This window comes from Enterococcus gallinarum NBRC 100675, assembly GCF_001544275.1.
GTDB classification, from domain to species: domain Bacteria; phylum Bacillota; class Bacilli; order Lactobacillales; family Enterococcaceae; genus Enterococcus_D; species Enterococcus_D gallinarum.
Window position 1 is genome coordinate 59,316 of record NZ_BCQE01000008.1, and the last position, 12,750, is coordinate 72,065.

A 12,750-nucleotide genomic window follows, 5' to 3' on the forward strand; every position below is an offset into this window, starting at 1 on the left:
GCTACACCTCCCGCTGCAAGACACGTTTGATCATGTCCCCCAGATTATTAAATGAATAAATGGTAAAAATCACGAATAAGCCGGGCAGAATTGCCATATAAGGGGCACGTTGCAAACTGCTTTGGGCATTTTGCAGCAAACTCCCCCAAGAAGCCATTGGCTGTTGGATTCCCATTCCCAAAAAACTCAACGCAGATTCTGTCATGATTGCTCCTGAGATGCTGGCAGAAGCTGCCACGATCAGCGTAGGTAAAACTGCTGGGAAAATATGGCGGAAAATAATACTAAAGGATGTCCGTCCAATAAACTTACCATAGACAACATATTCTCTTTCTTTCGCAGCAAGTGTTTCTCCCCGAATCAGACGAGCGATATTCATCCACGAAAAGCCGCCAATCACAATAATGATCGTCGTCAATCCTGGACGTAGAAAGACACTTAAAACAATCACTAATACCAACCAAGGAATGGAAGACAAGACATCAACAAGACGCATCAAAATACTGTCCACCCAACCACCAAAATATCCGGCAGCTAAACCGACCATCGTGCCGATCAATGTAGCTGTAATCATCGCTAGTACTCCCACTAATAACGAGACCCGACCACCGTAGACGACTCGAATGAAATAGTCTCGTCCAACTTCATCCGTTCCGAACAGATGGGCCCAGCTAGGTGCTTGGGACATATTGCTGACATCCGTCGCATTCGGATCGATTGGAATCAAAGGTGCCGCTAATGACAACAAAATCAGCAACGTCAAAAAGATAAAAGAAAAGGCGTAAACTGGAGAAGAGAAAATCGCCTTTCTGATTTTCTTCAATCGTTTCATGAACGATTCCCTCCTTTACGTATTCTTGGATCAACAATCGAATAAAGAACATCCGCCAATAGATTGCCTAAAATAACTAAGGTCGCTGACAGCAACATGATTGCCATGATCACAGGATAGTCCAAACTTTTCGTAGCACTCATCAAATAAGGACCGACCCCTGGCCAGCCATAGATGGTTTCTGTAATGATTGCTCCTGTGACCAGCATTGGCAGTGCCAAACCAATTTGCGTCACGATCGGGATTAACACATTGCGACTGATATGACGGCTAAAAATCTGCCATTTCGTAGCGTGAAATGCCTGCTGTACAACGACATAATCTTCTGATACTTGTTGCGTAGCTGAGGCGCGAATGTACCGAGTTAATTCTGGGAAAAAAGCGACCGTCAGTGTTGCATAAGGCAAAATGAAATGTTGAAGAAAATCGTTGAAATCTCCTTCTTTTCCAACTGTATACATCCCAATGATAGGAAACAGATTCAGCCGATACCCAAAAAGATAAATCAAAATCATTGCAAACCAGAATGTAGGCACCGCGATTCCTAAAGAAGCAATACCGTCGATCAGACGATCCCATACTTTTCCCTTGTTTGCTGCCGCCAACAGTCCTAGTAAAATTGCTAACAACAATGCAGTCAGATACGCTGGCAGAACCAGTCGAATCGTATTAGGGATTCTGACCGCTAATTCTTGAGCGATACTGTTCTGGGATACTAATGAAAATCCTAAGTTCCCTGTAAGGATATTTTTGATCCATAGAAAGTATTGCACTAGAAATGGTTGATCCAATCCATAGCGTTGCCGCAACAGATCGATTTGCTCTTGTGTCATATTTGGCGTTGTGATTGAATCGATCACATCATAGGGTGCGATATGAATCAGTGAAAAAACGATGAATGAAATAACGAATAGCAGAGGAATAGCCTGCAATACTCGCTTCATAATATATCGAAACATGGTTTCCCTTCTTTCTCTCAAAAAAAATCATGACAGAAGGCAGCTAGACTGATAACAAAGCGCATGCACCAGAGGAACAAGAACCTAAGTACTTCATCCAACTGATATCCGAAAAAACTTGAGATGGCTCCTGTCATACAAGAGCGGTTGTATCCTCAGCGTCTACCACTATCTCAACCATTCAAGCATTTTCATCTGGATGTTACTTAGGGCACAGCCCAACTTCTTGGTGCAGATCCGCCAACTTTAAAGAAGGCGAATCCGTCTATGTTTTTCCGTCTTTCTTTGACTTCTGTCACAACCATTCATGTTACTTGATCGTCAATTTTGACATATCTTCAAATGTATAGATTGGAATCAAGCCAGCTTCTTCTACATTGGCAATGCGATTGTTGACGGCTAAAATCTTTTTATTATCTACGATAGGATAGATTCTAGCATCATCGGCAATGGCTTGTTGCAGCTGGTCATATAACTCTTTCCGTTTTGTTTCATCTAACTCAACCGCTGCTTTAGCAAACAAATCATCGGTAGTTTTGTTCTCTGTTTGGAAATAATTTGAGCTGCCATCCGTTTTGAAAAGCATACCATAAAGATCTGGGTCATTCCCCATGATATAGCCGCCTAAAAATAAATTGTATTTTGTCGAACCGGCTTTTTTCAATTCTGTAAAGATCGCTGTTCCATCGCCGCCTTCCAATGAAACGTTGATACCTGCTTGCTGTAATTGTTGTTGAATCAATGTTGCCTGAATCGTTTGTGCAGGGTCCGTTGAAGTAAATGCTAGATTCAGTTGGAGATTGGATACACCTGCTTCTTGCAAAAGTTCTTTGGCTTTTTCCACATTTGTTTCATATTTTTCCACGTCTTCGGTCGCGTAAGGATTGTTCGGTGGCAAGAAAGAATATGGCGTATCATAATATTCATCACTCAAATACGCCGCCTGATTCATTTCATTTTTGTTCAAAGCATAAAGAACCGCTTGTCGTACTTTGACATCTTTGAGGGCATCAGAATGAGTATTCAATCCTAGATAACCAACCCGATTTTCAGTATACGGATATACTGAGATCGTTGAGTCATCCAAATCTTCAATATCAGAAGGTAAGACAACTGCCGCATCTACTTCGCCTTTTTGTAAAGCGACTTTAGCCGTATCAGTACTTTCAATGATCCGCAACGTAACATTTTTGATTGCTGCTTCGCCGCCGTAATAGTTTTCATTAGCTTCAAAAGTAAAATATTCGCCGCGCTTGTATTCCTTTAATTTGTAAGGCCCTGTTCCTACGGGGGTTTCAGGTAATTCGCTAACAGAAAAATCAGTCACATCTTTATAAATATGTTCAGGAATGATATACGTTTCAGTTGCGATATTATTTAATGCTGCTGCACTTGCAGAAGGTAACACGAACTTCACTGTATAATCGTCAACTTTTTCAATGCTGACCGGTTTTCCATCTACCCATAACGCATCTGCATTGCCGTTTTCTTTTTTCACTTTTTGTTCATAAGTAAAAACAACATCCTCTGCGGTAAAGGCTTCGCCATCTGACCATTTCACATCTTTTTTCAAATGAACCGTCAAAGACAAACCATCCTCAGCTGGCTCAACGGAATCTGCCAGTGCATTTTGGGTTGTTCCATCCGCTTCAACAATCACTAAAGGAGAATAGATCATGTTGGTGACAGTCAGCCCCCAACGGTCACTCGTATTGATTGGATTCGTTGACGTTGGATCACCGCTGATCGCATAAGTAAACGTGTCTTTATCTCCTGCTTGAGTTGAAGTTTTTGTTGTTGAATCTTGTGTACTGGATGAGGAGCACGCAGCTAAGAATAAACCTATACTGATAATCGCCGTCCCAATCAATCCTTTTTTCCAATTTTTCATCGTTCTCCTACTTTCTTACCATACAGGTATACTTGATTTTTTTGTTACTTTATCAATGATTTCTTTGACTTCATCTGTTTGATAATACTCAATGATCGTCTGATACGTCTGATTTTCTTTTTCCTCCGCTCGGGCCGCGATCACATTGTAATAAGGTTTGGACGAGTCTGCGACAGGCTCTAAGAAAATCGCATCTTCTGTTGGCACAAATCCGGCATCAACAGCCATCCCATTGTTAATCAATGAAATATCGACATCCGTTATTGCTCGTGCGGTCTGATTGGCATCCAGCAACTTGAACGTCAGCTGCTTCGGGTTATCGGTGATATCATTCGTCGTTGGCAGCAGACCTTTTGATTGATCCAATGTGATCACCCCAGCCGTTTGCAGCAACAATAATGCGCGACTCTCATTTGAAACGTCATTTGGTAACGCGACAGTAGCGCCATCAGCCAATTCAGCAATGTCTTTGATTTTGTCTGAATAAATCCCCAATGGATTGAGTGTGGTATAAGCAATCGTTGTATTGGAATATCCGCTTTCCTGATTGACATTATCCATAAAAATCTCTGTTAAGGCTGCGTGCAGATCAATCGAACCGTCCTCTAGTGCCAGAATGGGCTGACGATAATCAGTAAATTTAACGAGCTGTAGATCGATTTGCTCTTTTTCCAACAATTGTTCCTGAACATATTCCCAAGCTTCATTTTGCTCTCCAACAACCCCAAGCTTTACTGTAGTTGCCTCCGAGGCAGGTTTGCTGCAGCCTGCCAAAGCAAATACTAATACGCCTAAAAATATGCTACCCCATTTTTTCCAACTTATTTTCATTTTTTTCTTCCCCTTTTTCCCCCTTTGAGCGAAGCCTACAGAAGCAACGATCCCTTTCTTGTGATTGTCGCGAATAGACGCAATGACTGAATAGAATACTTAGTACTTAACTACAACTTTACATTTCCTGCTGTAGTCAATTGATCATCGGACTAACTATTCATATGTAGTGTAACTTTATCTTATACACCAAAAACTGTCAATAAAGAAACTCTAGTAAAGCCTTGCGCTGTATCTTTCTATAGTACTCGCAAAGAGGAGTTTTTTTAGATGTGAGACAATGCCTGCGTAAGATCCGCAATCAAGTCCTGACTATTCTCGATCCCAATAGAGAGCCGCAAGAGATCCGGCGTCAAACCATAGGACTCCCGCACCTCTTTAGGGATATCTGCATGTGTCTGCGTCGTAGGATAAGTAATTAGACTTTCAACTCCGCCCAAACTTTCAGCAAATGTAAAAATTGAGAGTTCCTTCAAAAATGAACGGACTTTCACTGCCTCCTTTAACCGAAGACTGATCATACCTCCTACGCCAGGATACAGTACGTCTTTGATTGCTGGCTGGTGTTTTAAAAACGCAGCGATTTCTTTTGCGTTTTGCTCTTGTCTTTCAAACCGTAACGGCAACGTTTTTAAACTGCGAATGAACAACCAACAGTCGAAGCTGCTTAAAGTTGGGCCAGTGGTATTGGCAAGATAGGTCAAGCGTTCACCCAGGGAGACTTCTTTTGCAATGATCACACCAGCCAAAATATCATTGTGACCTGTCAGGAACTTGGTCCCAGAATGAAGAACGAGGTCTGCGCCTAGTTCCAACGGTTTTTGCCTCAATGGTGTCAAAAAAGTATTGTCAACGATGAGTAAAGCATTGACTTGATGCGCGATCTCGGCGACCGCGGACACATCGATTTCTGTCATTAATGGATTTGTCGGAGTTTCTAAAAAGACCGCCGCAATCGTTGGACTGATTTGCTCTTCAAGTTCGTTCAGCGTATTGAAATAGTGAAAATAAGCAATCTGGCGCGCTTGTAACTCTTCAAAAAAACGATAACTCCCCCCATATAAATCTCTTGATACGAGAAATTCACTACCGCTTGGAAAAAGTTCAAAAATCAATGCGATCGCACTCATACCTGAGCTCGTGACGATTCCCCGAGCGCCATTTTCTAAGGTAGCCAGCCCGGATTCTAATAGCTCTCTCGTCGGGTTTTTGGTACGTGTATAATCATAACCGGTACTTTGACCTAATTCAGGATGCGCATAGGTGGTAGAGAGATAGATTGGTGCACTGACAGCTCCCGTCGCTTGATCCGAACGATTGCCTAGTTGTGCTAAAAAAGTCGTCATATCAACAGTCATAATCGCATTTTCCTTTCTTTGTTTAGTGTGCTCAATGAAGCGGGATAAAGTCGTTGTCGCAAGATTCTGACGATAGTAATGAAACTAGTTGCCTTAACTGCCAAGTTGTTCGTTGATGAGTAGAATGAATCAATCAAAGCCTTTTGTGAAACAATGAAGCAAAATGAGCTGTTTTGATCATTCGCTGTGGAAAACCTGACCATTGATTGAGGGTAGCAGTAAATGATTACAGCAGTCGCTAGTTTAAAACTAGCGGGCTTTTCGGATCAACCTTCTTTGTCTAGCACTCTTTTGTTTCACTGAAAAAATCATTGAATAAAATCACTGCCGTCTATGTCCGCCCTCCCATTCATTACCTATATAATAACCAGTACGCGTTGGCAGAATCTGTAAATCATAGGGCGTGCGCTGGTAGGTTTCGTGAATCCAGTTACTGAAAAACAAGGACGCATGCCCTCGCCAGCGATTGATGACCGTTCCTTGCTGGTCGGAAAAATAATTTTGGGGAAGTGCCGTTTTGAGTCCTTTGGCTTTATCTCGCAAATATTCTTCTTTCAACGTTTCTGTATGGTATTCCAAATGCCCTAAAAGAAAACTATTTTTATGGTCATGGGAAACTAAGAGTGCTGGACCGGTCTCTATTCCTGTAACAAGCACTTCCAGAGGTGCAAGTGGCAGCTGCGCCTCATTGATCCCCGTATAACGAGAATGGGGCATCATGAAGAAATCATCAAATCCCCGTATCAGCGGATGAGCCTCGATCACTCGCTGTTCAAAAACACCAAAAAGTTTTTGCTTATGAAGCACTTTTTCGATACCGTAATGATAGTACAACCCAGCTTGTGCTCCCCAACAGATATGCAATACCGATGTACAATTTGTTTGACTCCAAGCCATGACTTCCTGAAGTTCCTGCCAATAATCAATCATTTCAAAAGGCATTTTTTCGACTGGTGCTCCTGTAATGATCAAGGCATCGAAACGTTCTTCACTGACTGCCTTAAATGCGACATAAAACTTTTCTAGATGAGTCGAGCTAGTATTCTTGCTTTCATGTTGCTGCATTTTCAATAATGTTACTTCGATTTGCAAAGGACTTTGGGACAAAAGCTGCAGCAATTGATTTTCTGTTGTGATTTTTTGCGGCATCAAGTTGACGATCGCAATTTTCAAAGGGCGAATTTCTTGTTTGATAGCTCGCTGTTCTTGTAAAGCAAAAATATTGTGCTTCAAAATAGCTGCTGCCGGTAATTCTTTGGGGATGATGATTGGCATCTTCTCACTCCTTTTTCAATCGACTCCTATGAACATTCACTTTTTATTACCTTATCGCTTTTCGAGGTTTCACCTATCGTTGCTTCTGAACATGGTTGGTTCAGTGTGACTTGCATACCATGCTTTGCATGTCAGTCGCAGTGATTCGGGACGTGGTGACTACGTTCCCTTCGGTCGCCTAGTACTGTTCATCATCTACTCGTCTACTCTGTGCTTCGCCTACAGTCGCTTCTAAGCATAGTTCGCTAAGAAGGACTTGCATACCATGCTTTGCATGTCAGTCGCAGTGATTCACAGCAAAAAGTCGTCCCTTTTATCGTTACATTAACGATAAAAGGGACGACTGACTCGTGTTACCACCCTAATTCGTGCTGCCTTTGCAGGCGTGCACCTCAACAGTACCAATGATACTTGGCGCGTTATCGGGCGCATACCGTCTATTTGGCGTGAACTAAATAGAAACTCAGAGCTCATCTTCAACGCCTGTCTCATGTCTCCTTTTTCACCAACCGGAGTCTCTGTACCTTCAACGTAGCGCTTACTCTTCTCTTCAACGTTTCATCTCTATTTGTAATTTCTAAGAATTATAATCGTTCTTTCATTCAATGTCAATCCGCTTTTTAAGACTTTGGCTTATTTCTCTGAAAGATAGAGATATTGTTGATCCATTTGTTCATAGATTTCTTGAAGATCGTTCCGTGAGACTTCACGATCCTTGTAGCCATAAGGATCGTTGACATACATTTTGTCTCCATCTATTCCAGTAATAACAACGGAATGGATCAATGTCGTTTCGTAGATCATTCCCGATTGTGTCGGCCACTCAAAAAAATCAGCATTGGTTGGTACTTGCAATTCAAGGGTAGCAATCATCCAGATAGGTGTTCCCTGCTCCAAAACTTCAATAATCTCAGCAAAAGATTTATCTCGACCACTTACCACTTGATAGGATGCCCCTACCATCTGGCCAGCAACTTTGGCGATTGGCTCTACCGCAACCCCCATTGCTTCATCACCGCCATAAATATTCCCCACAAAACCTTCTCGCGGGTCTCCTCGATGAGTTTCATCTGCGTAAACAGGGACATAGTCTAATTTGGCAGCCAGCTCATTTTTATTTGTATCATACCCGTAGAAATTCAACAGCATGGATAAAGCAGTTACTTCACAGCCATTCCCTAAATATTCTGGATCAAATTGGCTTTCCAATGGTACATCTAATCGAATCACGGGCTCTTCTTTTTCTGCAGTCAGCTCCAGTCCTGATATCGGAGTCACCGATTGTGCCGCTTGTTCTTGCTTCTTCACATAAGGAGCTGCTCCAGCTTTATCGTAGAAAAGCAAGATAAAGAACAAACTAAAGGCGAGCAGACCTAAAAGCAAACGAATGCTTTTCTTTTTCATCAGTTTACTCCTTTCTTCTTTGACTATTATACCTTGAATGTCAAAGGAACGAAAAGAATTTATGTTTTAGAACCTTAATTTAGGAAAACAATGCTTCTCAAATCGTTGAATCCAATGATTTAGACCATCCCTAAATGAGCATAAAAATAAGCTAAGAGAACATGGGGAAAGTTCCCTTAGCATTTACCATTACGCTTTGTATTTGTTGTCTAATTCTAAGAAAGGACTTGTTTCTTTTTTCCTAGTAATAGTTTTTTTGCGCTTGAAAAGGAACGAATATCGAACTGTTTGCTTAGTGCCCCGGCAACAAAATAGGCTAAGTTATAATCTACCAAACTATGGATCAAGCCACCGATACCCATCAAGACAAACAAGAAGTAGTAAAAATTGCCATCAAAAGCGGTGCCTGGTACATTGCCGGTAAAATAGAAAACAGCTACAACAAGCATTTCCACAATAGAATGGATAAGGCCAATCACAAGATTAAAGGCTTGGAAACGAGCATTGAATAATGTTGGCTTGCCGTTCTTTAATAAAATACTTGGATTTTTTTGTAAGTAAATTGCCCCGATCACGGCAAAAACAACGTGCGACAATGCCCGCAAAGCAATGATTGGCGGTAATGTGATAAAAAAGCCAAATGTGGTACCTAAAGCTACTGCAATCGCCATCCCTGGTGAAAAGAACATCGCCACAAACAATGGCACATGACTAGCTAAAGTAAAGGAAGCCGGCCCGATGACGATCTTGGGCATCACCATTGGAATAACGATTCCCATACCAATTAAAAGTGCTGCAATCGTTAAATGACGTACTGAATGTTTCTTCATGAATAATTCCTCCTCCGATGTGTCTTGACACATTTATCTCGCTCATTGTAGCTTGAAAACACTAAGGTGTCAAGACACAAAAAAAACAGGACGATGATCTAAGTATGAACAGACAAAAATACCTGAAGGAGATAAGGTAGCGAATTCTGCTAAAAGGGCCTCTTGAACCAACGATACGGTTGGAATAGGTCCTTTCCCCTTTCCTTCAGATATTCAGTTTGTTGCCTCACTTATGCCATAGCCCTTGCTGTTTCATTATTCATTTATTTCAAGTCCCTTTTTGTGCGCCAGCATTTCATTGCTCAAACGTGCGAATTCTGCTAATGACAATGTCTCTCCGCGACGAGTTGGATCAATTTCACTGGCAGCTAAACTCGCTTTAAGCCATTCTTTCGTTTTTTCATCTTTTCCATAGGAATTCTGCAGGTTATTCCACAACGTTTTCCGTCGTAACTGGAAGGCCGCCTTCGTCAACTTGAAGAATTCTTTTTCATCTGTTACTTCAACCGCAGGAGTTGCACGACGAGTCAGCTTCAAGATTGCGGAATCCACATTTGGTTGGGGCACAAAAACCGTCTTAGGGACAATGAAAGCAAGCTCTGCTTCCATGTAGTATTGGACAGCGATCGATAAAGAGCCATACGCTTTCGTTCCTGGAACAGCTGAAATACGGTCAGCCACTTCTTTTTGCATCATGACTACCATTTCTTGGATTGGCGCCTGTGATTCTAAGAAATGCATCATGATCGGCGTCGTAATATAGTAAGGAAGATTCGCTACGACTTTGATTGGCAGTTCATCGGTAAAAGCTTCTCTGATCGTTGTAGACAAGTCTGCTTGCAAAACATCTTGATGAATCACTTGAATGTTCGGATAAGGAGCCAATGTATCTTGTAAAACTTGGATCAAACGGTCATCAATCTCAAAAGCCAGGACTTGACGCGCATGTTTCGCCAATTGCTCGGTCAGAGCACCGATCCCCGGTCCGACTTCAATCACATTTGTTTGATCATCGATTGCAGCAGTCGCAACGATTTTGCGCAAAATATTAGGTTCAGTCAAGAAATTCTGCCCTAGGCTCTTTTTGAAGGTAAAGCCATGTTTTGCTAATATTTCTTTCGTTCTTGATGGGGTTGCAATATCCCTTTGTTCTTTCACAATTCTTCCTCCACTATCTTCATTGCTTCAGCCAAATCTGTTTCAGTAATACGAAACATGGCAAGACGTTTTTCCAACTGTTTGGCATTCGTATAACCGATTCGTAAAACATCTCCGAGTTTTTCCCTTTTTGCTCGTGCTTGCTCACCAGCAATCAGCCCATAGCTTGCTAAAACTTGACGAGAAATTTTTTCACTCTCGTCTTCATCTTGCTGACTGACTGGCGTGACGACTCTGCGAAGTGCTTCTCTAAGCGCTTCATCACTAGCGTGTTCCACTCCTAAACTGCCCTTTTTCTTTGGTGCAGCTTGGCTTCGAGGCAAAAAGGCATGTTGGGCATCCGGGACAGCTTCCATTATGATTTTACGAATTTTTTCACCTGAAAAATCAGGGTCTGTAAAAACGATCACTCCACGAGTCTCTTGGGCATGTTCAATTTGACTTAAGATGGTTTCGTCAATCGCTGATCCGATCGTTTCAATCGTATCGACATCAAACACTTCTTGCAATCGGCGCGTATCGTCTTTCCCTTCGACGACAATGATCTCTTCGATTCTCCATCTATCCTTCATAAAGGTTGAACAACTTCTCAGCATTGATATACGTTTGCTTGGCGACTTCCTCAAAAGACATCTGACGCAGTTCCGCGATTTTTTCGACTACATAGCGGGTATACCCTGGTTCATTACGTTTTCCTCGGTAAGGCATTGGTGCAAGATAAGGTGCATCAGTTTCCACTAATAGACGATCGATTGGAACCACTTGCGCAGCTTCTTGGACATCCAACGCCTTTTTGAAGGTCACTACACCACTAAATGAAATGTGCATACCTAGATCCAAAAAGCGCTTTGCCCATTCGCCATCACCACTGAAACTATGCATGATGCCGCCGATATCAGTGATTTTTTCTTCTTTTAAAATCTGGTACGTGTCTTCGATCGCTTCTCGGGTATGAATACTGATAGGTAAATGCATCTCTTTGGCAATCGCGATTTGCCGACGAAAGACAGCCGATTGTACCTCTTTTGGATCTTCCATCCAATGATAGTCCAATCCAATTTCTCCTAAAGCTACAACTTTGGGTTGTGTCAGGCGCTCTTGGATGAATGCCTCAATCTCTTTTGTGTAAGATCCCGCTTCTGTTGGATGCCATCCAATGATACTGTATATCCCATCATATTCTTGACTTAATGCCAATGACTTTTCAATCGTAGGTTGATCAAATCCGACAACTGCCATTTTCGTTACTCCTAGCTCGCGAGCTCTGGCAATCGTTTCGGGAATCTCTTCATTAAATTGTTCTGCATTTAAATGCGTATGTGAATCAAAAATCATAAAACTTCCTCCTTGTTTCCTCTATACTCTAGCATATTTTGCGGCTTTAAGAAACGAATCCTTCTTGTTTTTTCATTTGCTAAAGAAAGTTTTCAGCAATCATGAAAAATCAGCCCAAAGGTGGAGGGAGAAAAAAAGCCAGTCGACTATAATAGACCTATGATCCATCAGATTCGGAGGTGAAAAGATGGAAAAATCAAAACCATTTACAAAATGTACTTTACGGCAACGCTATCACTATTATCGTCAGCAAAATGCTCATCAACAATTCAATGGGAATTTTCAACAAAACTTCCAAAAAGATTTCCCAAGTTTTGCTAACTGGCTCAAATTGCAGCAAAAGCCGATTGCCAAAGATCAAACAGCGACATTTTCTCACTGGTTCTTACTGATTCTATTTAGTTTAGTGACTGTAGCCACATTTACCCAACAGCTCTTATTTCTTTTATTTGTTTTTGTCATTGCAGCACTAGTCAAAGGTCCTGGAATGATTCTCTGGGGAGTTGTCTATTCGTTTCTGGTGACACTCTTTCCTCCTCTTGGTTTGTTGCTTTCAGCGCTTTTCTTTCTGCTCACTCTCAGACAGTTGACAAGAAACTTGACCTTTATTTTTACAGCCGTGTACTTTTACAGCTACCCTTTCTTGATCACAGCGATTCATCATTTTACAACATTCGATGATCAATGGATCATGATTGCAGCGGTTATTTTTGCCTTGATCAGCGGGCATCTTTTGTTCAAGCGAAATTATCAGTTTGCCTCTAGTAAAGCATTTGCTTGGCTACTGATCACCACTCCTTATGATTGTTTGACTGCATTGATTCCTTCAAAGAAAGGACGCCGATTACAACGACTGCGAAACAAATGATTTTTGCGA

At 41.8% G+C, this 12,750-nt stretch carries 12 protein-coding genes; 1 reads left to right on the plus strand and 11 read right to left on the minus strand.

The annotated features are described in order from the left end of the window. Nucleotide 1 precedes the first annotated feature (1 nt). From EG2_RS06005 to EG2_RS06055, 11 genes are all read right to left on the minus strand, one after another. Nucleotides 2–832 (minus strand): ABC transporter permease, encoded by an 831-nt coding sequence (locus tag EG2_RS06005; protein WP_060813950.1) that lies wholly within the window; start codon nucleotides 830–832, stop codon nucleotides 2–4. Next, entirely contained in the window at nucleotides 829–1,791 is a 963-nt protein-coding gene (locus tag EG2_RS06010) for an ABC transporter permease (protein WP_005470889.1), read from the minus strand. The genes EG2_RS06005 and EG2_RS06010 overlap by 4 nt, the downstream gene beginning before the upstream one ends. Before the next feature lie 310 nt (nucleotides 1,792–2,101). Next, nucleotides 2,102–3,682 (minus strand): ABC transporter substrate-binding protein, encoded by a 1,581-nt coding sequence (locus EG2_RS06015; RefSeq protein WP_060813951.1) that lies wholly within the window; start codon nucleotides 3,680–3,682, stop codon nucleotides 2,102–2,104. 15 nt (nucleotides 3,683–3,697) lie between these two features. Continuing rightward, nucleotides 3,698–4,513 (minus strand): MetQ/NlpA family ABC transporter substrate-binding protein, encoded by an 816-nt coding sequence (locus EG2_RS06020; protein WP_060813952.1) that lies wholly within the window; start codon nucleotides 4,511–4,513, stop codon nucleotides 3,698–3,700. 266 nt (nucleotides 4,514–4,779) lie between these two features. Continuing rightward, nucleotides 4,780–5,871, minus strand: a complete 1,092-nt coding sequence (locus EG2_RS06025) for an aminotransferase class I/II-fold pyridoxal phosphate-dependent enzyme (protein WP_060813953.1) — start codon at nucleotides 5,869–5,871, stop codon at nucleotides 4,780–4,782. A gap of 321 nt (nucleotides 5,872–6,192) precedes the next feature. Continuing rightward, nucleotides 6,193–7,146 (minus strand): homoserine O-succinyltransferase, encoded by a 954-nt coding sequence (locus EG2_RS06030; RefSeq protein ID WP_060813954.1) that lies wholly within the window; start codon nucleotides 7,144–7,146, stop codon nucleotides 6,193–6,195. Between the two features lie 633 nt (nucleotides 7,147–7,779). Beyond that, a complete protein-coding gene (locus tag EG2_RS06035) occupies nucleotides 7,780–8,550 on the minus strand; it encodes a C39 family peptidase (protein ID WP_249024278.1) in 771 nt (256 codons plus the stop codon). 215 nt (nucleotides 8,551–8,765) lie between these two features. Next, the gene (locus tag EG2_RS06040) at nucleotides 8,766–9,380 is read right to left on the minus strand and encodes a hypothetical protein (RefSeq protein ID WP_060813956.1); all 615 of its coding nucleotides are present in this window, start codon (nucleotides 9,378–9,380) and stop codon (nucleotides 8,766–8,768) included. 255 nt (nucleotides 9,381–9,635) lie between these two features. Beyond that, on the minus strand, nucleotides 9,636–10,538 hold the full coding sequence (gene rsmA / locus EG2_RS06045) for a 16S rRNA (adenine(1518)-N(6)/adenine(1519)-N(6))-dimethyltransferase RsmA (RefSeq protein ID WP_060813957.1): 903 nt from the start codon (nucleotides 10,536–10,538) through the stop codon (nucleotides 9,636–9,638). Further along, a complete protein-coding gene (rnmV, locus tag EG2_RS06050; RefSeq protein ID WP_060813958.1) occupies nucleotides 10,535–11,110 on the minus strand; it encodes a ribonuclease M5 in 576 nt (191 codons plus the stop codon). Before rnmV ends, rsmA begins: the two co-directional genes overlap by 4 nt. Next, nucleotides 11,100–11,873 carry a TatD family hydrolase gene (locus EG2_RS06055; RefSeq protein WP_060813959.1) on the minus strand — a complete coding sequence of 258 codons (774 nt, stop codon included), beginning with the start codon at nucleotides 11,871–11,873 and terminating at the stop codon, nucleotides 11,100–11,102. Before EG2_RS06055 ends, rnmV begins: the two co-directional genes overlap by 11 nt. A 187-nt stretch (nucleotides 11,874–12,060) precedes the next feature. Here EG2_RS06055 and EG2_RS06060 point away from each other — a divergent pair, with 187 nt between their 5' ends. After that, nucleotides 12,061–12,741: a hypothetical protein gene (locus EG2_RS06060; protein WP_060813960.1), complete on the plus strand. Its 681-nt coding sequence runs from the start codon at nucleotides 12,061–12,063 to the stop codon at nucleotides 12,739–12,741. Nucleotides 12,742–12,750: the final 9 nt, after the last annotated feature.